The sequence below is a fragment of the Mucilaginibacter sp. UR6-11 genome, assembly GCF_020880695.1.
Classification (GTDB): Bacteria; Bacteroidota; Bacteroidia; order Sphingobacteriales; family Sphingobacteriaceae; genus Mucilaginibacter.
Map to the genome: position 1 here is coordinate 200905 of NZ_JAJIWO010000007.1, position 21904 is coordinate 222808.

General features: G+C 42.6%; 17 protein-coding genes. 9 read left to right on the forward strand and 8 right to left on the reverse strand.

Annotation, left to right across the window (positions count from 1 at the left end; all coding sequences use genetic code 11):
* Positions 1-36: 36 nt before the first annotated feature.
* The 3 genes from LJ658_RS16355 to LJ658_RS16365 all read left to right on the forward strand — a co-directional run bounded on the left by LJ658_RS16355 (position 37) and on the right by LJ658_RS16365 (position 2560).
* The gene (locus LJ658_RS16355) at positions 37-825 is read left to right on the forward strand and encodes a carbon-nitrogen hydrolase family protein (protein ID WP_230547610.1); all 789 of its coding nucleotides are present in this window, start codon (positions 37-39) and stop codon (positions 823-825) included.
* Positions 826-929: 104 nt separating this feature from the next.
* Entirely contained in the window at positions 930-1664 is a 735-nt protein-coding gene (locus tag LJ658_RS16360) for a ThuA domain-containing protein (RefSeq protein WP_230547611.1), read from the forward strand.
* 11 nt (positions 1665-1675) lie between these two features.
* Complete coding sequence (locus LJ658_RS16365; RefSeq protein ID WP_230547612.1) at positions 1676-2560, forward strand: glycerophosphodiester phosphodiesterase family protein; 885 nt, start codon at positions 1676-1678, stop codon at positions 2558-2560.
* Between the two features lie 63 nt (positions 2561-2623).
* On the opposite strand, the gene LJ658_RS16370 is transcribed toward LJ658_RS16365, so the two are convergent.
* Both LJ658_RS16370 and murB read right to left on the reverse strand, forming a co-directional pair.
* Complete coding sequence (locus LJ658_RS16370; RefSeq protein ID WP_214072300.1) at positions 2624-3160, reverse strand: RNA polymerase sigma factor; 537 nt, start codon at positions 3158-3160, stop codon at positions 2624-2626.
* 223 nt (positions 3161-3383) lie between these two features.
* The gene (gene murB, locus LJ658_RS16375) at positions 3384-4403 is read right to left on the reverse strand and encodes a UDP-N-acetylmuramate dehydrogenase (RefSeq protein WP_230547613.1); all 1020 of its coding nucleotides are present in this window, start codon (positions 4401-4403) and stop codon (positions 3384-3386) included.
* 310 nt (positions 4404-4713) lie between these two features.
* On the opposite strand from murB, the gene LJ658_RS16380 reads away from it, so the two are divergent.
* Positions 4714-6747: an IPT/TIG domain-containing protein gene (locus tag LJ658_RS16380; RefSeq protein ID WP_230547614.1), complete on the forward strand. Its 2034-nt coding sequence runs from the start codon at positions 4714-4716 to the stop codon at positions 6745-6747.
* Between the two features lie 122 nt (positions 6748-6869).
* Positions 6870-7847, forward strand: coding sequence for a sugar phosphate isomerase/epimerase (locus LJ658_RS16385; protein WP_230547615.1), 978 nt, complete (start codon positions 6870-6872; stop codon positions 7845-7847).
* 79 nt (positions 7848-7926) lie between these two features.
* Here the strand turns inward: LJ658_RS16385 and lpdA are convergent, their stop codons facing one another.
* The gene (gene lpdA / locus LJ658_RS16390; protein ID WP_230547616.1) at positions 7927-9330 is read right to left on the reverse strand and encodes a dihydrolipoyl dehydrogenase; all 1404 of its coding nucleotides are present in this window, start codon (positions 9328-9330) and stop codon (positions 7927-7929) included.
* Between the two features lie 121 nt (positions 9331-9451).
* Here lpdA and LJ658_RS16395 point away from each other — a divergent pair, with 121 nt between their 5' ends.
* The 3 genes from LJ658_RS16395 to LJ658_RS16405 all read left to right on the forward strand — a co-directional run bounded on the left by LJ658_RS16395 (position 9452) and on the right by LJ658_RS16405 (position 12372).
* On the forward strand, positions 9452-9886 hold the full coding sequence (locus tag LJ658_RS16395) for a hypothetical protein (RefSeq protein ID WP_230547617.1): 435 nt from the start codon (positions 9452-9454) through the stop codon (positions 9884-9886).
* A 40-nt stretch (positions 9887-9926) separates the two neighbouring features.
* Positions 9927-11609, forward strand: a complete 1683-nt coding sequence (locus LJ658_RS16400; RefSeq protein ID WP_230547618.1) for a M1 family metallopeptidase — start codon at positions 9927-9929, stop codon at positions 11607-11609.
* Between the two features lie 67 nt (positions 11610-11676).
* On the forward strand, positions 11677-12372 hold the full coding sequence (locus tag LJ658_RS16405; RefSeq protein WP_230547619.1) for a head GIN domain-containing protein: 696 nt from the start codon (positions 11677-11679) through the stop codon (positions 12370-12372).
* 89 nt (positions 12373-12461) lie between these two features.
* On the opposite strand, the gene LJ658_RS16410 is transcribed toward LJ658_RS16405, so the two are convergent.
* Both LJ658_RS16410 and LJ658_RS16415 read right to left on the reverse strand, forming a co-directional pair.
* Positions 12462-13493 carry a hypothetical protein gene (locus tag LJ658_RS16410; RefSeq protein WP_230547620.1) on the reverse strand — a complete coding sequence of 344 codons (1032 nt, stop codon included), beginning with the start codon at positions 13491-13493 and terminating at the stop codon, positions 12462-12464.
* An 11-nt stretch (positions 13494-13504) separates the two neighbouring features.
* On the reverse strand, positions 13505-15220 hold the full coding sequence (locus tag LJ658_RS16415; RefSeq protein WP_230547621.1) for a glycosyltransferase family 39 protein: 1716 nt from the start codon (positions 15218-15220) through the stop codon (positions 13505-13507).
* Between the two features lie 106 nt (positions 15221-15326).
* Between LJ658_RS16415 and LJ658_RS16420 the strand changes: the two genes are divergently transcribed.
* Entirely contained in the window at positions 15327-15782 is a 456-nt protein-coding gene (locus tag LJ658_RS16420) for a DinB family protein (RefSeq protein ID WP_230547622.1), read from the forward strand.
* Between the two features lie 187 nt (positions 15783-15969).
* On the opposite strand, the gene odhB is transcribed toward LJ658_RS16420, so the two are convergent.
* From odhB to LJ658_RS16435, 3 genes are all read right to left on the reverse strand, one after another.
* Complete coding sequence (gene odhB, locus LJ658_RS16425) at positions 15970-17226, reverse strand: 2-oxoglutarate dehydrogenase complex dihydrolipoyllysine-residue succinyltransferase (protein ID WP_230547623.1); 1257 nt, start codon at positions 17224-17226, stop codon at positions 15970-15972.
* Positions 17227-17321: 95 nt separating this feature from the next.
* Positions 17322-20120: a 2-oxoglutarate dehydrogenase E1 component gene (locus tag LJ658_RS16430; RefSeq protein ID WP_230547624.1), complete on the reverse strand. Its 2799-nt coding sequence runs from the start codon at positions 20118-20120 to the stop codon at positions 17322-17324.
* Positions 20121-20534: 414 nt separating this feature from the next.
* The gene (locus LJ658_RS16435; RefSeq protein ID WP_230547625.1) at positions 20535-21848 is read right to left on the reverse strand and encodes a DASH family cryptochrome; all 1314 of its coding nucleotides are present in this window, start codon (positions 21846-21848) and stop codon (positions 20535-20537) included.
* Between the last annotated feature and the right edge of the window lie 56 nt (positions 21849-21904).

The following is a 21904-nucleotide window of genomic DNA, read 5'->3' on the forward strand; positions in this document are numbered from 1 at the left end:
TCTATCAATTAAGCGATTTTTAATATATTAGTTGCTATGAAAATAGGAATAGCCTCACCTCCGTTCCCAAAATCGATAAGTGATGGTTTATACTGGCTGGAAAAGCTGGTGAAAAACGCCGCTGAAAAACAAGCGGAGATTGTTTGCTTTCCGGAGTCTTATATCCCGGGCTATCCATTAGAGGAGTTGACCATTGAAACATCATCTCCCGAAAAAATGCAGCATGCGCTTGAAAAAGCCTGCACCATAGCCGCAGACAATAACATTGCTATTATATTGCCTATGGATTGGTATACACCCCGGGGATTTTTTAATATTGCGCATGTAATATCAAATACCGGCGAGGTGCTGGGTTATCAAACCAAAAATCAGTTAGATCCTACAGAAGATAACATTTGGATACCCGGTACCGAACGAAGCATCTTTGAAATAAACGGCGTTAAGTTTGGCATCACCATTTGCCATGAAGGTTTCAGATATCCGGAATCTGTGCGGTGGGCGGCACGCCATGGTGCCACAATTGTTTTCCACCCGCACTGCAACTGCAGCAACGTTAATGGCGCTAAACTGGTTGAATATAGAAACAGGAACAGCCCTTATTATGAACAGGCCATAATGATGCGGGCATTAGAAAACACTATTTATTTTGCAAGCGCGAATTACTCGTCACATTTCCCTGAATCCGTCTCGTCCATAATCGCCCCTGACGGCACTTGCCTTGTACATGAAACCTATGGTAAAACGGGTGTTATAATGGCCGAAATAGATCCAATGCAAGCAACGGGTTTATTAGCTAAAAGATTTAAACCTGAACTTTATACTTAATGGCAGGCTCACTGCCACTTTTACCAGGCAGATTTGATAAACTAATCTTGTCAGAAAGTTAACAAGTATGCGCTATTTTAGCGCCCATTAAAAACACCGCAGCTATGCAAACAATCCTTGTGTTAAAAAACTGCCGGGTAATAGCCGGGTTGATCGTTATTAGTTTGCTATCTGTAAGCTGCGTTTCTTATTCGCAACCTAAACCTATCCGGGTATTAATTGTTGGTGGTGGCACCTCGCACGATTTTGACAGATGGTACAAACAGGCAGATGCCGCCACCCTGCGTAGCGACGGGTTATGCCGCGTAACCTATACCAGCAATACCGATTCAATTGGTACCTATTTAAAAAACACCGACGTACTGTATCTGGTTACCAACCAGCCCATCAACGCAGAAAATCGCGACGCGATTTTTGCCTTTGCCAATGCAGGCAAGGGTCTGATACTGGGCCACCCCGCACTATGGTACAATTGGAAAGACTGGCCCGAGTATAATTTGCAATTAGTAAGCGGCGGCGCCAATGAGCATGATCGTTATGATAGCTTTACCGAAGATATAGTTAATCCTAACCACGCGGTAATTAAAGGCGTTGAACAGCAATTTACATTGAAAGATGAACGCTATCATTATATCCCTGATCCGGCTGGGCCAGGGATTGAGATCCTGGCTGATAACCACGTTGCCGGGTCGGCTATTGTTTACCCATCTGTATTTATCGTAAAAAATAAAAAGGCACGTATCGTCTGCATCGCTTTAGGCCATGATGCCGGGTCGCATGATATTACGCCCTATCAAACTATTTTACGCAATGCCGTTAAATGGGCAGCGCATCAATAAAATCAATTGTTATGAAATATATTTTATCATTATTAATTACTGCCGGTTCTTTACAGGTTAAGGCACAGCAATTTGATACCCAGGCACACCGGGGCGGTCGCGGCCTTATGCCTGAGAACAGCATCCCGGCTATGTTAAACGGCGTAAAGCTTGGTGTACAAACCCTTGAGCTGGATACCCGTATTACTGCTGACGGTAAAGTAGTGGTATCCCACGATGGTGTAATGACTGCTGCATTTATGCAAAAACCCGATGGCTCTGACTTAACCAAAGCCGAAGAAAAGCAACATGCGCTGTATAAAATGACCTATGACAGCATCAGGATGTATATTGAAGGAATTAAAAGCTACCCGGATTTTCCGCAGCAACAAAAAATCAGGACGTATAAACCCCTGCTGGCTGATCTGATTGACAGTGTGGAGGCCTATACCAAAACCAATCATCTTAAACCGGTTTATTATAATATTGAAACTAAAAGTTCGGCGTCGGGCGACAATATTAACAATCCCGTCCCTGCTCTATTTGTGAAATTGCTAATGGATGTGATAACATCGAAGCATATCACCAACCGTGTTATTATTCAATCATTTGATCCCCGTACGCTTCAAGTATTGCATCAGCAAATGCCAGAAGTAAAAACAGCATTCTTAATACAAACTGGCGATTATGATGGCAATATCAAGCTTTTAGGCTTCAACCCTACCATACTTAGTCCTGAACAAAAAATTGTTACTCCTGACTTGGTAACAGCCGCTCATAAAAATAACATACTGGTTATTCCCTGGACAGTTAATGACGAAGCAGCTATGAAGGCCCTCGCCGATTTAAAGGTTGACGGACTTATATCTGATTACCCAGATAAACTGGTCAAATTATTTGGGAGTTATCAAAAATAGATTCAACAAAAAACCCGCTCTTTGAGCGGGTTTTTCTTTTATAGTTAGTTGAGTTGATTAATCCTAATTCTCTGCGTAGATTGGTTTTTTAACACCGTTATCATAAGCCTTTAAATTTTTCTTTAACAATTTTCGAGCTACGTGAATGCGGGTTTTAACAGTTCCGATCGGGATGGTTAAGTGATCAGCAATCTCGTGATATTTATGCCCTTCAAAATACATGGTAAAGGGCACATAATAATCTTCAGGTAATCTTTCTAAAGCCTTTTTGATATCGTCCATTACAAACTTGGCCTCACCTTGGTTTTTGGTTGAACTAAATACCAGGTTAGGAGATGAAATCTCATCAGATTTTGTAACAAAAGTGCTCATTTTAACAAAACGGCGGTAATTGTTGATGAAGGTGTTTTTCATGATGGTATATAACCATCCTTTTAAATTAGTGCCTTCTTTAAACTTATTGTAATAAGTTATGGCTTTCAACATCGTGTCCTGGACAAGGTCGTTAGCATCATCAGCGTCATGAGTAAAGTGTAAGGCGTATGACCTTAATGAACTTGCTTGACGTAATACTAGGGTGTTAAACTCAATCTTTGTCATCCTGTTATGTTTTGTACTGGTATCTAGACAAATGCTATACCATTATACAAATTCAGTAACAGGATGATCCTGGCGCTTTAGTACCGCCATTAGTGGTGTAACCCCTACACCATTAATTTTGCAATTATTTGTTTTACAGTATATTAAATAAAAAAACAAGGGGATAAACCGGCCCATGACAATAGGATTACACTTTGTCAAATTAACCAAAAATGGAAATAAATTAACTGATAATATTCACTTCGCGCTGTAGTGAAACGCCAAATTTGGAATACACACTGTCTATAATTTGCGACGAAAAGTTGTACACTTCTTCGCCCGTTGCGCTACCATGGTTCACTAAAACCAGAGCCTGGTTCTTCCAGGTGCCGGTGTTACCCACCACTTTTCCTTTCCAGCCACATTGTTCAATTAACCAGCCCGCTGCTAATTTTATTAACCCTTCGCCTGCCGGATAGTTTACAATTTCCGGAAATTTTTCTTTTACCGGTTCAAATTCGGCGACCGTGATAACCGGGTTCTTAAAAAAACTACCCGCATTCCCAATCGTTGACGGGTCGGGCAGTTTAGCTACGCGGATATGGGACACTACCTGCGATACATCTTTTATAGTAGGTTCAGTAATACCACGGTTAGCCAGCTCCTCCTCTATCGCGCCGTAGCGCAAATTCAAATTGGGGATGAGTGACAGATCAAATTTTACCGATACAATAATATACCGGCCTTTCAGCTCGGCTTTAAAAACACTTTCGCGATAGCCAAACTTGCAATCCGCTTTGGTAAAAGTTTTAAACTGACTGGTATTGATCTCAAAAGCCCTACAGCTATAGAAAACATCTTTTAACTCGACACCATAGGCGCCAATGTTTTGGATAGGCGACGCGCCAACCGAACCCGGGATCAGGCTGAGGTTCTCCAGCCCGGCATAGCCGCGCTGCACACAAAAGTTTACCAGGTCATTCCAGACCTCGCCTGCGCCGGCTTCAACAAATACTTCGTTATGGTTGATGCGATGTTCAATACCGCGGATATTCATGCGGATAACCAGTCCGTCAAAATCATTGATCAATAACAGGTTGCTGCCGCCGCCTATTACCAGACGCGGGGTTTGCTGCCATTGGGGATCCATAAATAATTCAACCAGTTCGTCTTCATGGTTTATTTCGGCGAAGAAATGTGCATTGGCTTCTACCCCGAAAGTATTAAAGTTTTTTAGCGAAACGTTTTGTTGAATTTGCAGCATGGCGCCAAATTTCGGAATTAATTTGCAAATCAGGATGCTATTAAACGGTGTTCGAGATCTTGTTGTAATAAAATTTGGTTAAGGTTAGCAATTCCGGATTTAAATATTACAATTTTGTAACTTACCTCCGACAGCATTGTCACTAAACCACATGGGTATTTCTTCCTTCTATCAGCTATAAATAATAACTGAAGAGTAACGATCTCGCAAATACTGACTAAAAAGTATGTTTACATAAAAAAATATTTTACTTGTATATGTAAAATTATTGTGATATTTATGTAAATAATTAACCTAATTAATTAAACAAATGATACGATTAAATCCCCTATTAAAAATGGGCGGCTTGTTGCTGCTTATTACCATTGCCAGTTCGTGCAAAAAAAACACGCAAACAATTGCCCCTATTGCGGTACCAAAAACTAGTTTTGACGGTGTCATTGACGGAAGAACGGTTTCTCTTGATGAGTCTTCAATGTCAACCACCTATTACTCAACAGACGGCGATCCCGTAAAGTCATTGTTGACATCAACCACTTTAAGTACAGCCGGTGAAAAATTTGACATCTACATAAATGATGTTAAAACCGGAGCTCAAACCATCACAAAGAAACTGGGGACATCCTCTAATCCGGGTTTTCCGGGTTTAAGGGTTAATGGTGTTACCACCACGCCAAATCCAACACAAAGCTATGTACGGCTAAAAGTAAACGGCAATACCTGGTATGCTTACGCGGGTACTATTACTATCAGCGTTACCGGTAACGATGTTACGGTAAAGTGGGATCTTAAATTTGTAAGCCCTCCGGCCAGAGAGTTTACCGCAACAGGTTCATTTACCTGTCTTAATTATGTAAAGACGGTGCAGCCTAAAACAGCGATTGTTGACCCAACCCCTGTTACAACCAAACCTACTATCGAAAGCATTGTTCCTGCACAAGGCCTGGCCGGTGATACAATTACAGTTACAGGGGTTAACTATAGTACTGTACTTACCGAAAACGTTTTTACATTTAATGACCTCGCCGGAAAAATCATAAAGGCGACAACAACAAGCCTGAAAGTTATTGTTCCGAAAAATGGTGTTACCGGCGCCGTAAGTTTAAAAATCTTAAACAGCGATTTGACTACCGGCCCTGTCTTTACCTATTTGCAAGTAGCTACGGTTACTTCTTTTGCCCCGGCAGCCGGAAAAATTGGTGACACTGTTTTAATTAAAGGCACCAATTTCTCTACTACACTTGCAGACAATTTAGTGAAATTTAAGGGCATCCAGGCCACTGTGTTTGCAGCCACCGCAACTCAAATATCTGCTATTGTTCCTGCAGGGGCAGCAACGGGCGCAATTACCGTTAGTGTTAAAGGCAGAGCAACTATTACCACAAGTAACTTTACTGTAGGCAATGGGACAACCTGGACCGATATTGGTTTTACCAGTCCTATTTCGGATTTTAATCAAACCGCCCGCCTTGCTAACAAAATGATATTTGCAGGTGGTTTTAAATCCAGTTATGTTTACTTAACCGCAGACGGAACTTCGTTTACAAACGTTTACAATGCACTTCCATTCACTAAAACAGGTTTAGAGATACATTTGCTTGCAGCTAACGATTCGGCTTTTTACGTAACAACAAATTATGGTATAGCAAAATCTACAGATGGCGCTACCTGGACTAAATTAACACCAAATGCACTTAATGCAAATCTTGGTTTTACTGGCATTGTTGCTTTAGGCAATAAGGTAAGCGTTATCAATGGCAATATTTTATACACATCCACGGACGGAGGTGTAACCTGGACAAAAAATACCATAACATCTGTAGCTACACTTGATTATATTACAAGCGACCCTACGGGCAAATACTGGTACGCAGTTGATCTTAATACAAACAATACAACCACTACTCCAAAAATATTTTATCGATCTACAGATCAGGGCAAAACCTGGGTAGGAGCCAACGGCAATACGGGATATCATTTTTTTGGTGTCGGCGAGGTAGATTTTATCAAAGCCAACTCGACCAGTGCGTTTTTGCTGTATGCACCGGCAGCGCTTTCCCCTGTGTTTACAGATATACGCTTATACCGTACAACCAATCAGGGTGATGGCTGGAGCAAGGTCACTGATGAGGCGGTTAATGCTGTAAAAACAAACGGAACAGAAGTAATGTATGGTGGCTTCACCTTCAATTTATCAAGAGATAATGGTGCAAACTTCACAAAATATGTTAACCCGGCGGGTTACACTATTTACGACGTGGAGAAATTTAATGGATACTATTATATTTTCTGTACCCTGACTGGTAAAACCACGCATAAAATATTCCGTACAGCAATACAATAACCATTGCTAATACATTCAGAATTTAATGCAAAAGCCCTTCGGATAACCCGGAGGGCTTTTTTGCAGGGTAAAATATTTCTATTTTGTAGCTTTAAACTAACCGCTATCTAACCTGACAGATCATGAGAGATGATATCTCGCGCAAAAACTTTATAAAAGGCGCCGCCGTTACTTTAGCCGGGATACCGCTTGGCGCACCCGTATTGGGTAGGCTCTTGCCTGCGTCTTCATTTAAAAACACTACTGCCGGCAACGCACACAGCCTGAACATATTTTCTAAACACCTGCAATGGCTTAACTATGCAGACATGGCCCGGCAGGCGGCACAATTAGGGTTTGATGGCATTGACCTAACCGTGCGCACCGGCGGGCATGTGTTACCTGAACGGGTAGCTGATGACCTGCCAAAAGCCCTGGAAGCGGTAACAAAAGCGGGTTTAAAAATCAACTCCATCACCACCGACATTAAAGACGCCGATGACAAATACACTATTGATATTTTAAAAACGGCGTCGCAATTAGCTATAAAAAATTACCGAATGGGTTGGTACAACTATGATAAGCAATTGGACACCTTAGCAAACCTCGCCGCAATAAAAAAACGTTTTGCCGGCTTGGCCGCGATTAATAAACAATACGAAATACATGGCGATTATGAGAATCATACCGGCCGTTTTGGTAACTCGATATGGGATTTGTGGGAGGTATTAAAGGACTTAGACCCCGAGTGGATTGGCTGTCAGTATGATATACATCACGCAACGGTTGACGGCGCAGAAGCCTGGCCCGTTAATTTAGAGCTGATCAGGAACTATATAGGCTCTATCACCATCAAGGATTTTTACTGGAAAAAAACAGGCGATAAATGGCAGGTAGAGAACGTGCCGCTGGGGCAAGGCATGATTGATTTCAGAAAATATTTGGCATTGTTAAAGAAGCTTGAATTTAAAGGCCCGGTTATTCTCCATTACGAATACCCGCTAGGCGGCGCAAATGATGGTGCGACTAAATTAGCTATACCTGAAGCCGAAGTAATTAAAGCTATGAAGGCAGATGTAATTACATTGAAGGGATGGTTAGCAGAAACCAGGCTGCAATAAAAAAGCTTACCAAATCTAAATTCAGTTGAGCTTTTCTATTGCCAGGTCCAAATCAAAAAATCCGGACGCTATATAAATATTAAATATGTATCGGCCTGTTATCTGTAGCGGCTAAGCAAGCTTCGCGCATGGCTTCGGTATAAGTTGGGTGCGCATGGCTTATGCGTGATATATCTTCGGCGCTGGCGCGGTATTCCATCGCTACAACAGCTTCGGCGATCATGTCGGCAGCACGCGGGCCTATCATGTGTACACCAAGTATCTCGTCGGTGGCAGCGTCGGCCAGTACTTTTACAAAACCATCCAGATCACCACTGGCTACAGCCCTGCCACTTGCCCGGAACGGGAAAGAACCTGTTTTATATTTTACACCTTTTTCTTTCAGCTGCTCTTCTGTTTGACCTACAGCGGCAACTTCTGGCCAGGTATAAACAACACCCGGTATCAGGTTATAGTTAATATGTGGTTTTTGCCCAACAATGGTTTCGGCTACGTAGGTACCCTCGTCCTCTGCTTTATGGGCCAGCATTGCACCGCGGATCACATCGCCTATGGCATAAACACCTTTAACGCTGGTTTCCATATGCTCATCAACCGTAATTTTGCGGCCGCGCTCTTCAACGGTAATACCAATTTTATCTAAGCCAAGACTATCTGTATAAGCAATACGGCCAACAGCAACCAGGCAATAATCACCTTTCAATTCTTTTTTATCGCCGTTAGGCGCATCAAAAGTTACGGTAACCTCTTTACCTTTAACAGATGCGCCGGTTACCTTATGGCCGAGATAAAACTCCATCCCTTGTTTTTGCAATACCTTTTGCAGTTCTTTCCCCAGGCTTTTATCCATCGTCGGGATAATGCCATCCATAAATTCAATTACCGATACCTTGGCGCCCAAACGCGCATAAACCGATCCTAACTCCAGGCCAATTACGCCACCGCCAATTAATACCAGGTGTTTAGGTATCTCAGGCAATGACAATGCTTCAGTTGACGTAATGATGCGTTTTTTATCTATCTTAATAAATGGAAGGCTTGATGGTTTTGAGCCTGTTGCAACGATAACGTTTGTACCGGTTATCTCTTGCGTAGTGCCGTCGGCTTTAGTGATGGTTATGGTGTTTTTATCTTTAAACGACCCCATACCCTGGTAACCGTCAATTTTATTCTTTTTAAATAAAAAACTGATGCCGGCTGTATTTTTAGCAACTACGTCAGCCTTACGTTTCATCATCTGGCTTATGTCAACCTTTAAATTGCTAAGGTTAATGCCATGGGTTGTAAATGCATGCCCCGCATTGTAAAAATGTTCAGACGAATCCAGCAAGGCCTTAGACGGAATACAGCCCACATTAAGACAGGTGCCGCCATAGGTAGTATATTTTTCAATACAAGCTGTTTTTAAACCAAGCTGGGCACAACGTATAGCGGCTACATAACCACCCGGACCAGAACCTATAACGATAACATCATATTGCATAATAGTAGTACTTTTTGTGCCGCAAAGTTACGTTTTTTAGAGATTACTGATCGGTTAATTTTCAGAGATTAAAGATTAGTTGGTTTGGTAATTACCATTTTACACTATATTTATATTAATAATGAAAACCTTAACCATTTTATTGCTATTTACCTTCTTTCCCGCAGCCTATTGCGCTGCCCAAACACTTTATGGTGCTGATGTTTATGGGGTAAAAACTAAAGCCTGCGGATACCTGCAGGGCGGCAAAATTTACTCGGCCGATAGTTTCGGGCTAAAAGAGAAAGTAACCGGTTTTTTGGAGGATGACAAGATCTACGCAGCCGATGCCTATCAACTTAAAGATAAAGTGATAGGTTTTATTGAAGGCACAACCGTATACTTTGCAGATGCCTATCAGTTAAAAGCTAAACCGGCGGCTTTTTTAGATGGAGGTAAAGTTTATGCCGCTGATAGCTATGGGCTTAAAGCCGGTGTTATTGGTTATTATGATGGCGGCAACAGTGCCGGTACTGCCTGCGCCGCGGTTATTTTGCTGCTGCACCGGCACAAATAACCTGCAGAGTATTATATTTGAATATAATTAAACTGATTTCATGAAATTACACCGATCGCTCCTTATGCTTTTAGGGATAATGTCTTTTAGCGCGCAGGCGCAATTAATGGCCCCCAAAGAAAAATTTACCCGTGGCGATTCACTGCGCGGCTACCCGACGCCTTTACGTACCTGTTATGATATCAACTATTATCACCTTGATGTGAAGTTTGATATTGATAAAAAATTCATCAGCGGTAGCAATCTGTTTAAATTTACAGCTACGCAGGATTTTACCAAACTGCAGTTTGATCTGTACGATAATCTTAAGGTTGAGAAAGTGGTTTACAAAGGCAACGAATTACCTTTTACACGCGAGTTTAATGCTGTTTTTATAACTTTTCCGCAAACCATAGCTAAAGGCAGCAAAGATCAGTTTACCGTATTTTACTCTGGTAACCCTACCATCGCCAAAAATGCTCCCTGGGATGGCGGCGTGGTTTACACTACAGATTCATTAGGCCGGCCATTTGTGGCCACGGCCTGCCAGGGTGCCGGTGCAAGCATCTGGTGGCCAAATAAAGACCAGCAGGCTGATGAAGTTGACAGCATCCTGATCAGTATTAGTGTGCCCAAAGGATTAACCGACGTATCAAACGGCCGCCTGCGTAAAAAAACCGAATTAAAAGATGGCTATACGCGTTTTGACTGGTTTGTGTCTAACCCTATCAATAATTATGATGTAGAAGCCAACATAGCCAATTACACCCATTTTGGGGATATATATCACGGCGAAAAAGGTAAATTAACCACCGATTTTTGGGTACTATCTTATAACGTTGAAAAAGCAAAAAAACAATTTGCCGCTAATGTGCCACGTATGTTAAAAGCTTTTGAATACTGGTTTGGCCCCTACCCATGGTATGAGGACGGTTATAAGCTGATAGAAACCCCGCATCTGGGCATGGAGCACCAGAGTGGTGTTGCCTATGGCAACCATTATGTTAACGGCTATTATGCCGGCCACAGGGGGACGCCTACCGGAATCGATTTGTCAGGTACCGGGATCGGTTTAACCTGGGATTATATTATTGTGCATGAAAGTGGACATGAGTGGTTCGGTAATAACATTACCTCAAAAGATCTGGGCGATATGTGGATCCATGAAAGTTTCACCGATTACTCGGAATCATTATTTGTAGAAAGTACCTCAACCAAGCAACTTGGCCAGCAATATGTAAGCGGCCTGCGTAAAACCATTCAAAATACTACCCCCATTGTGGGACCTTATAACGTAAATAAAGAAGGATCGGGCGATATGTATAATAAAGGATCGGTTATTTTAAACATGATCCGTACCATTATCAATGATGATGAAAAATGGCGTGGTATATTACGTGGCTTAAATAAAACCTTCTACCATAAAACGGTTACCTATGATGATATCACGCAATATATAAGCAATCAATCCGGTACAAACCTGCTGCCTGTATTTGATCAATATCTGCATTACACCGACCTGCCTATAGTTGAATTTGCCACTGTTAACGGCAAGCTAATGGCCAAATGGATAGCCAGTGCCGGCAGTTTTACTATGCCATTAAAAGTGCGTGTTAAAGGCGGTGAATATAAGTTTATAAAAATTGGCAAGGGCTATTTTAGCCCCGTAGATATTGATGGAATTACCAGGGATAATGTGGAGGTTGACACCTTTAACTATTATGTAGGCGTAATGGTTGATTAATTTTACTTTTATTGTAACGCATTACTTAAAAATAGCGTCATATATAAAAACAAAACAAACTATTATTATGAAACTTATCAGAATTTTTATTGCCCTGCTACTGGTTGGCAGCGCGGCACAAACCTTTGCAGATACCGAAGATCGCCATCTTTCAGGCTTTCATGCTGTTGAGGTATCCGGACCATTTGATGTATACATTACCCAGGGTGCGACCGAGTCGGTTAAAGTTGAAGCACCTGCTGATGTCATAAAAAATATCCTGACTGATGTTAAAGGCGGCACGTTAAACATTTACACCAAGCAGCATTTTAGATGGAACAATATTTTTGGTAATAAAAAAATGGTTGTTTATGTAACCATTAAGGACGTTGACGGCATTGCGCTTACCGGATCAGGCGATGTGTTTTTTAAAGAAGGCATCAATGCAAATACCCTGCGGTTGCAAGTAACAGGATCAGGTGATTTACTGGGCAAGGTAATTGTAAAATCATTGATTAGCAGTATTACCGGATCAGGCGATATAAAAATATCCGGCCATGCGGATGGTCAGAAAGTAAACGTAACAGGCTCCGGTGATTACTCTGCCCGTAATCTTAGCTCGGTTAATGCAGTTGTTTCTGTAAGCGGATCGGGCGATGCCTCAGTGGATGTAAGCGGCAATCTGCAAGCCAATGTGGTCGGATCAGGAGATGTGCATTATAGCGGAAACCCTAAAAACATCTCAAAATCAAAAAGCGGCAGCGGGGATATTGAAAGATTTTAATTTTTATTAGCATAAAAATGAGTTACAGATTTGTAACTCATTTTTTTATGCTTGTACTTCAAATCAGTGCTATTAAATAACGCAATCTATCAATCCTGCGAAAACCGCTTTAACACTTTCCTGCCTAAATCATAACTTATCCTGAAAACCTCCTGATTATCATTCAAATTACCCGGCGAAAAATGGAAGCTGGCAACAAACTGGCCCTTTATCCTATCGAACAAAAATGGCGTGTAAATAATATCTATCCGATTGTAGGTGGGTTTTGAATAATAAGAATCACCATAAACAACCGTACTACCCTGCCCGTGGTAAAACTCTTCATACAATGCAAATTTATGATAGCTGGCAAAGGCAGTAAATACAAACCCTGCAGGTGTTTTAAAGCCGTCTACGCCCCGCTCACGCTCTAATGAGAACAATCCACCTGCTTCGAAGGTAAGCGAGTCTAAGACCGTTTTATGACTGAAATCAAGACCCAGCTTTATTTCTCCCGCGCCGTTGTCATTGATATGGTCATTAGGCACAGAGATCTCTGCCCCGGCATCATGCATCAGGAAAAAATAATGCGACAGGTAAAACGGTCCGTAGGCGTTAGGTTTATATATCCCCGAGAAGCCAAATAAAAATTGCTCGCGGCGCGTGGCTGTTTGTCTGCTCACCCAGTCTATCCAGCCTGTTTCTGTAAAGTTTTCAGTTTGATATCGCGCCAGCAAACCCTCGACATTGGGACGATAATAGCGTAGTGTATCATTTAATAAAGCACGCGGATAATTATCTAACAAACCCTGCCGCGGGAATTCGCCGGCGTAAAAATTCCATTTGGTACCGGTATATTTATAATAGGCAACGGGATCAACCCGTCCAAAAAATGGCTGTGCACCAAACTCATGCAAAGCGTTTGCGCCAACAATAAAATGATTAAGACTGTCTAAATTCAAACCAAAATCAAGCATGGTACGGGTGCCTGAATAAGTACGCGAACGCGGAACAAAAGCTTTATACTCACGGTTATCTAAAAATCCAAATCCGTTAAAATTAACATCAAGGCTTTGTTGTGCAAGCGCGGCTGTATTGGCAATTGCTGAAATAAAAAGGATCAGGTAGGCTTTCTTTAACATAGATAAATTAATTAATCAACTGCAAGACTAATAATCTTGCTATTCTTGCTCCCTTCAAAAGGCTCTGTACGTACAGAAAACATCATCTCATATTTTCCTTTTTTAAGCGGAGCTTTGACATGAAACAGGTAATGAGTGCTTTGGCAGGGCTTTAAAATTATATTATTAAAATCACTGCCGCTTTTTTGTGCAAATATAAAACCGTCGCTTTTAAAAAAAACCACGCCAAGTAACGCTTTAGGGCGTGCTTCTTTATTGCTAAAATCAACGGTGTAAGAATATGGATTTGTGATGGTTAAATCAATAGCCCTTTCTTCACCGGCAAGTAATTTTAAGTGGCTAAAGCCGGCATCAATCTTCACTTTTTGGTAAGTGCGCACGTCATTTACCCAAGCGCCATACCATTTGCCGGCTTTGGTATTTACCGCTAGTTCAACCCGGGCATTAGCAGTGTCAATCAGGTGATAAGCCCGTTTATGTTGCATTTGCTCTTCCATAGGCCAAATGTCAAACTGGGTATGGCGGTAATAACGCGAGTCGTATGAGAAAGCTTTCAGGCTGTTGGTATAATAGTTATACTTGGCGGGGTTTTGAAAGCCGTCATCCATAATAACATAATTGTCGCCAGCTTTTTGTTTCACAAGATGTGACCATTCTTTAAAGCCATAATAGCTTTTTATCTGCCCTATCCGGGTCACTAAAGGCGCTTCAAATACCATACCCAGGCGTAAACCAACAATTAATACGACATTGATTATTGCAAGTATATTAAACCACCGGGGTATGTTGTCCCTTTGTTTAAACCTGATCAGCGCCAGCATTATTAAAGGGGCAAATGCTATCAATGTCCAATGCGGCTGCGCCTCGCCCCTTAAAGTGGTAAAGAAAAAGAAAGCGAAAGTGCCAATGCCGTTTACCATCAGGCATCTTATAAAAGCATCTTTTATTTTAGTGGTAAAGGCCAGGTAAAACAAAAACCAGCCAACTATAGGCCCGGCCATTAATAACTGGCCGGGTATGTATAAATAACTATTCTCCGGGTTATAAACCTTTACTGCCCGCTCATACAAATGATAATTTACCGACGGAAAATTATGATTTACCTGCCATAAAATATGCGGAATATAAAGCACCACAGCCAGTATTGCTATAGCATAGAATGACGGACGCCTTAATAATTTGATGTTACTGATCACCGTAAACGCCACCAGCAACACGGCGTGATACTTACTGTAAAGCATACAGGCTATAACTACACCCAGAATCAATGCCAGCGACCAGCTATCGTCATCAATATATTTTTGATAGAAGTAGTAAAACAGCACCGCAAAAAAGAATAACGGCGCATCAGGCGTGGTAGTGAAGCCATAAATATGCAGTATAAGCGTACCTGATATCACCAGTATAAACGCTCCTGCATTAACAGCATATCTTTTAAGGATGAGCCACAATATATAGACAGATGCGGTACTTGTTATAATGGTAATAAGCCGCAGGCAAAGCTCGGTATGCGCTATACTATCGCCCAAGCGGATGAACAGGGCCACCATAGGCGGGTGGTCAAAGTATCCCCAGTCCAGGTAGCGCGAATACATCCAGTAATAAGCTTCATCGGCATGCAATTCAAGGGTGGCGGCCTGTATGATGTTTAAGATCGTCCAAAAAAACAAAAAATACCAGATAGGCTTGTCAGACTGCTTGCTATTTTGGACGGATGATAATGTCATTTAAACGTATAAATTCAAGTAGCTGCAAAGGTATATAAATAATTGCGTGCCTTGCGGAAATGTATTTTGCAGATAACTGTTACATTAGCCGGAAATAACTACACTCATGACCAAAGCCATTGAAATAATAAAAATGCCCCGCCTGCACCTGCTTAATCTTATAAAAGATTTAAATGTCGATCAGCTAAATAAAGTGCCTGCCGGATTCAATAATAACATTATCTGGAATTTAGCCCACATAGTAGCCGCACAACAAAATCTTTGCTATAAACGTGCCGGCCTGGACATTGTTATTGATGAGCGCTTTTTTACCGCTTATTTGCCCGAAACCAAACCAGAAAAATTTGTTGACGCCAATGAAGTGGAAGTTATCAAAACGTTGTTCTTGTTAACGCTTGACCAATTGGAAGCCGACTTACAAACCAACAGATTTGACAACTATATACCCTGGACAAGCCGTTATGGTGTGGAATTAAGCAACATTGATGAGGCGGTAAAGTTCGTTCCGTTTCATGAAGGTTTGCATACGGGATATATATGGGCGTTGAAACGGATGATATAGGGCTGCTAACCCTGAAGAGGGAAACCCAAGTATAATGCAATATGTAATTACGAGAACAAAGCAATCATCAGGATGCCATCTGATATTGTTCGCCATGTTGCGCCCGTAATGACAAATCTGTAAAAGAAAAAAGCCCGGCAAACCCGGGCTTTATATCAACATATCTTAAAATCAGCGGACAGAAGTCTTATACGCCTAACAACAATCTGGCAGGATCCTCCAGCAGTTGCTTAACCCTTACCAAGAAGCTTACCGATTCGCGGCCATCAACAATACGATGATCGTATGACAGGGCAACATACATCATTGGACGGATAACTACCTGGCCGTTTACGGCAACCGGACGCTCAATAATGTTGTGCATACCCAATATAGCCGACTGCGGCGAATTGATGATAGGTGTTGACAGCATTGAACCAAAAACACCGCCGTTGGTGATGGTAAACGTTCCGCCGGTCATTTCTTCTAATGATAATTTATTGTCACGGGCCTTTCCGGCCAAAACTACTACCGCTTTTTCTATTTCGGCGAGGCTTAAACTATCCGCGTTGCGGATAACAGGTACTACCAGGCCTTTTGGAGCAGACACTGCGATAGAGATATCCGCAAAGTTACTGTATACCACTTCTTCGCCCTCTATACGTGCGCCAACTGCTGGCCAGTCTTTCAATGCCTCGGTAACGGCTTTGGTAAAGAACGACATAAAGCCCAGGCCAACACCATATTTCTCTTTAAATTTATCTTTGTATTTACCACGGATCTCCATTATCGGCGACATATCTACTTCGTTAAAAGTAGTTAACATGGCCGTTTCGTTTTTAACGGTAACCAAGCGTTTGGCCACAGTTTTACGCAATGGCGACATCTTTTCGCGTCGCTCGCTTCTTTCGCCGGCCTTTACCGGTGCAGGGGTAGGGGCCGGAGCGGCTGCTGCAGCGGCGGCAGCGACGGCATTACGAGTTTGTGGATTTTCTGACACCTTATCAATTGAAAGGGCGTCTTCTTTCGTAATACGTCCGTTAACGCCTGTGCCGGCAAGGGCTGCTGGGTCAACGCCTTTCTCGGCTAATATTTTTGCGGCAGCAGGCGATGGTGTGCCTGATGCATAGGTTGTTCCTTTTTCGGCAGCAGCACCAACCGGCATAGCCTCTGCTTTGGCGGCAGGAGCAGCTTCGGCAGCAGATGCAGCTGTAGCTGTAGCTGCGACCCCGCCCTCTTCAATACTGCAAACAACAGCGCCAATGGCTAAAACATCGCCCTCTTTTGCTATCGTTTTTAATACTCCCGCTTTTTCGGCAGTGAGTTCAAAAGTGGCTTTATCAGATTCCAGTTCGGCTATGGCTTCATCCATCGCAACGGTATCGCCATCTTTTTTTAACCAGCTTGATAACGTTACTTCTGTAATTGATTCGCCTACCGGCGGGACTTTAATTTCTAAACTCATGTTGATAGTTGTAGTGTGAGTATTGAGTGTTTATTATAAAGATGATAAGTTATCAGTAAACTACTCATAACTCAGCACCCAAAACCTATAACTTATTAGTCAGCTCCGGCTGTCGCCATTTTTTCGGTAGTTGCCTTAACCTGTTCTTTCATTTTTTTGCCTGCCGGCGATTCAAATGCTTTTGATATAATGTACAATTGCTGCGCAGCATGCTGTTTAGCAAACCCGGTAGCTGTACTCGCACTTTCGTTGCGGGATATAATATCAAATTTTAAAGCCTCTTCTGTTCGCGACTTGCGATACAGGTATGGCCACGCGCCCATGTTCTCCGGCTCTTCCTGCACCCAGATAAAATCTGTGGCTTTACTGTATTTAGCCCTTATAGCGCCTAATTGCTGCACCGGGGTTGGATACAACTGCTCTAAACGCACTATGGCAACATCCTTGCGTTCATCAGTCTGTTGTTTCTCCAACAGATCATAATAGATTTTGCCCGAGCAAAATAATACGCGTTTAACCTTTTTAGCGTCAGTATAAGTATCGTCAATAACTTCCTTAAATACACCATCGGTGAAATCAGCCAAAGGCGACACACACTTAGGGTTACGCAACAGGCTCTTTGGTGTAAAGATCACCAATGGCTTGCGGAACTCACGAAACATCTGGCGGCGCAATATGTGAAAGAAGTTTGCCGGTGTAGTACAGTTAGCAACCTGAATATTGTTATCAGCACAAAGCTCCATAAAACGCTCAATGCGTGCGGATGAATGCTCTGGTCCCTGACCTTCGTAACCGTGAGGCAACAACATTACCAGGCCATTACCACGCTGCCATTTAGTTTCGGCACTTACGATATATTGGTCAACTATGGTTTGGGCACCGTTAAAGAAATCACCAAACTGTGCTTCCCAGATGGTTAACGCATTAGGGTTTGCCAGCGCGTAGCCATATTCAAAACCTAAAACACCATACTCTGACAACAACGAGTTGTAGATGCTGAATTTTTCACCTTCGATGCTGTCCATAGGCGTGTACTCTTCTTCAGAATCAGCCAGGGTTAATACCGCGTGACGGTGAGAGAATGTACCACGTTTAACATCCTCGCCGCTCAAACGTACGGGATGTCCTTCTTTTATTAAAGAACCATAAGCCATTAACTCGCCCATCGCCCAATCAAAAGTTTGGGTACTATTAACCATTTTGCTGCGTTCTTCAAACAATTTCTCTATTTTTTTGAAGAACACTTTATCCTTAGGCAAATCGGTAATTTTTTTACCAATAGCCAATAATTCGTCTTTAGACACGGCTGTATTTACCGAGGCGCTAAAATCTCTTTCAGTAGCCAGATGCAGGCCGTTCCATGCGCCTGCAAACATCGGGATTGATTCAGTAAATTTATCTTCAGCTTTTGATTCATCAAGATCCTGCTGCAACAACGCGCGGAAATCTTTCTCCATCTTTTTAACCTCAGCATCATCAATAACACCCTCGGCCATCAGCTTGGTTAAATAAACCTCGCGCGGGTTTGGGTGCGCCTCGATAGCTTTGTATAATACCGGTTGGGTAAACTTAGGCTCATCGGCCTCGTTATGGCCGTAGCGACGGTAGCAAAGGATATCAATAAACACATCATCATGGAAAACCTGGCGGTACTCCATAGCCATGTTTATTACATAAGCCAATGCCTCAACGTCATCACCATTAACGTGGAAAACCGGCGATAAAACGGTTTTAGCCACATCTGTACAATAAGTACTTGAGCGTGCATCAATAAAGTTAGTGGTAAAACCTATCTGGTTATTAATAACCAGGTGGATAGTTCCGCCAGTACGGTAACCATCCAGTTTTTCCATCTGCAACACCTCATACACAATACCCTGACCAGCTACGGAAGCATCGCCATGTATTAATATAGGGGCGATCTTAGTATGATCGCCATTGTATTTAAAATCAATTTTTGAGCGGGTTAAGCCTTCAACAACCGGGTCAACCGCTTCTAAGTGTGAAGGGTTGGGGCAAAGGCTTAAATGAACTTTCTTACCATTCTCAGCCTCAACATCTGTTGAAAAGCCAAGATGATATTTAACGTCGCCACCTGCAGTTGAATCCTCATCATAGTTTTTACCTTCAAACTCAGAGAAGATCTCCTTGTAGGTTTTTTTCATGATGTTGGCCAACACGTTTAACCGGCCACGGTGTGCCATACCAATGGTAAACTCTTCAATGCCCAGGGTTGCACCTTTCTGGATAACAGAATCCATGGCAGGGATCAAAGCTTCGGCACCTTCTAACGAGAAACGTTTTTGGCCCAGGAACTTAGTGCCCAGAAAATTTTCAAAAATCACTGCCTCGCTTACTTTACGCAACATTAGTTTCTTCTCATCGGCAGAGAATGACGGCTTGTTGCGCTGGCTCTCCATCCTGTCCTGGAACCACTTAACTTTAATCGGGTTACGGATATAGTGATATTCTGTACCGATGGTGCCGCAATAAGTCTCTTCGAGCATTTGCACGATATCACTCAATTTGGACGGCCCCATGCCCACCTCAACACCGGCGTTAAATACGGTATCAAGGTCTGATTTGGCTAAACCGAAAGTTTCCAGTTCTTTGCCCGGGAAATATTGGCGGCGATCTCGCACCGGGTTCGTCCTGGCAAACAAATGCCCCCTGCCCCGGTAACCATCGATCATATTTAGTACGTTGATTTCTTTTAAAAAGTGATCAGGGGTTTCGGCACTAACTGTTGGCGCCTGTGACCCGCGCCCGAAATCAAACCCTTCAAAAAATTTTTGCCAACCAAACTCAACCGATTCGGGGTTTTGTTTATAGGCTTCGTATAAAGAATCAATAAAAGCTGCGTTGCTGTTATTTATATAATTGAGGCTATCCATTGTAAACCAATCTTAAGAATAGTGCAAAAGTAAGCATAACGTATTATAAACTTTAAATTTAATTGTAAATGATTTACGACTTTTTCCACAAAAAGTTGCATAATTGATAAAACCAACTACATTATATCAACCCGGTGGAAAACTTAGCAGCTGCGGTTTTGTTAAGGTAAAATTTTGTGCAGGAAGGCACCTACATATCCAAGCCCCTCAAAAAGCACTGCCAAAAGGCCGATGATTATCGTAAATTGTTCGAAGGAGTTCATATACCAAATATACGCCACCTTAATGCAGGCCGTATCATTCAATTGTCTGTTTTTGTTGGAGGCATGGTGCTTATTATGGTAGCGATTATCCGCCTGGTTTTTACGGGAAGAGGTCGGTTGGCAAGCGATGACCGTGTGGGTTAATGGCGCGCTATATGGCAACCGTCTGCCCTATATTCGCATCAGCGGGCGCCCAGGTATTGATAAACTCGCTGTTGGTATCCAGTTCGCTTACCTGTTTGGTAATATTAAAATATTTGTTGTCGCGCGGATCATGGCCCAGGCCGGCAATAAACGCCCAATTGCCCCAATTGCTGGCTGGCGAATAGTCGATCAGTTTTTCTTCAAAATAAGCAGCGCCTTTTCTCCAGTCGACCTCCAGATCGCGCACCAGGTAACCTGCTGCCATTTGCCTGCTGAAATTACTTATATAACCCGTAGCATTTAGCTTATGCATGCTGGCGTCAATAAAAGGCACGCCGGTGCTGCCTGTCTTCCATTTTTCAAAAAGCGACTGTTTCTCTGCTAGGGTTGTTTTGGCTTGCTCGTCGGTTGCAAAATATTGCTTGCCGTGTTTTTTAAACATAAACCTAAAGTAATCGCGCCATAACAGCTCCAGCTCCAGCATTCCGGTATTATGTACATTGTTTGCCTTTTCGTGCTTAACCACCGCCCAGTATACCTGTCGCATGGATATACAGCCTAAGGACAGCCACGGCGCCAGTTTGGACGAACGATCAACCGTGGCGCCATTACGGCCCCTGGTTGGGGCTACCTGGTCATTATTGGTAAAATAAGCTTCCAGACGTGCCAACCCTGCTGTTTCGCCGCCGGTAAATTTTATCCGAGCACGCAGGTCATCAGCAGGTTCACTTAAACCCAACTCTTGCATGGTGGGCAGTTCGCCGGCATCTGTAATTTCAGGGGTGATAATACTTTCGGGGGTTGCTATACACGGGCGCACATTGCTGTCGCGCTCTACTTTCTTCTTGAAGACTGCAAAACTATCCGGAATATCTTTTATCGGGAAAGGCAGGTCTTCTTTATGATATAAAGTATGCCCTATAAAATGTTTGAGGTTAAGCTTTAGGTTCCAGAGCGAAGTTTCAACCTGCTCAGATATATCAGTTTCCTCGTAGGCTACTTCGCGATGATGATAAACCTCGTTTACGGCATATTGCGTGGCCAACTGCGGCAATACCTCGGCGGGGTTACCTACGCGGACAATTAACTCGCCTCCTAATGCCTGCAAGTTTTTGCGAAGATCAGCTACCGACTCCAGCAAAAAACGGGCACGCAGCGCGCCTGTTTTTGGGGCGCCGTTAGCGCCGGTGTTAAAATAGTACGGGTCAAAACAGTAAACTGGTAATACTTTATCAGCTTTGCGCACAGCTTCTAACAAAATTTCGTTATCGTGGATACGCAAATCATTCCTAAACCAAACCAGTATTGTTTTTTCACTCATAAGATTTCAGCACCCACAAATTTGCAATTTATTTGGTTTAATGTACGCTATATATC

Bases quoted from the DNA above. Each gene is read 5' to 3' on its own strand.
- murB (WP_230547613.1), bottom strand. From the start codon at position 4,403: ATGCTGCAAATTCAACAAAACGTTTCGCTAAAAAACTTTAATACTTTC.
- LJ658_RS16380 (WP_230547614.1), top strand. From the start codon at position 4,714: ATGATACGATTAAATCCCCTATTAAAAATGGGCGGCTTGTTGCTGCTT.
- LJ658_RS16405 (WP_230547619.1), top strand. From the start codon at position 11,677: ATGAAACTTATCAGAATTTTTATTGCCCTGCTACTGGTTGGCAGCGCG.
- LJ658_RS16355 (WP_230547610.1), top strand. From the start codon at position 37: ATGAAAATAGGAATAGCCTCACCTCCGTTCCCAAAATCGATAAGTGAT.
- LJ658_RS16430 (WP_230547624.1), bottom strand. From the start codon at position 20,120: ATGGATAGCCTCAATTATATAAATAACAGCAACGCAGCTTTTATTGAT.
- LJ658_RS16385 (WP_230547615.1), top strand. From the start codon at position 6,870: ATGAGAGATGATATCTCGCGCAAAAACTTTATAAAAGGCGCCGCCGTT.
- LJ658_RS16415 (WP_230547621.1), bottom strand. From the start codon at position 15,220: ATGACATTATCATCCGTCCAAAATAGCAAGCAGTCTGACAAGCCTATC.
- LJ658_RS16365 (WP_230547612.1), top strand. From the start codon at position 1,676: ATGAAATATATTTTATCATTATTAATTACTGCCGGTTCTTTACAGGTT.
- LJ658_RS16370 (WP_214072300.1), bottom strand. From the start codon at position 3,160: ATGACAAAGATTGAGTTTAACACCCTAGTATTACGTCAAGCAAGTTCA.
- odhB (WP_230547623.1), bottom strand. From the start codon at position 17,226: ATGAGTTTAGAAATTAAAGTCCCGCCGGTAGGCGAATCAATTACAGAA.
- LJ658_RS16435 (WP_230547625.1), bottom strand. From the start codon at position 21,848: ATGAGTGAAAAAACAATACTGGTTTGGTTTAGGAATGATTTGCGTATC.
- lpdA (WP_230547616.1), bottom strand. From the start codon at position 9,330: ATGCAATATGATGTTATCGTTATAGGTTCTGGTCCGGGTGGTTATGTA.
- LJ658_RS16400 (WP_230547618.1), top strand. From the start codon at position 9,927: ATGAAATTACACCGATCGCTCCTTATGCTTTTAGGGATAATGTCTTTT.
- LJ658_RS16410 (WP_230547620.1), bottom strand. From the start codon at position 13,493: ATGTTAAAGAAAGCCTACCTGATCCTTTTTATTTCAGCAATTGCCAAT.
- LJ658_RS16360 (WP_230547611.1), top strand. From the start codon at position 930: ATGCAAACAATCCTTGTGTTAAAAAACTGCCGGGTAATAGCCGGGTTG.
- LJ658_RS16420 (WP_230547622.1), top strand. From the start codon at position 15,327: ATGACCAAAGCCATTGAAATAATAAAAATGCCCCGCCTGCACCTGCTT.
- LJ658_RS16395 (WP_230547617.1), top strand. From the start codon at position 9,452: ATGAAAACCTTAACCATTTTATTGCTATTTACCTTCTTTCCCGCAGCC.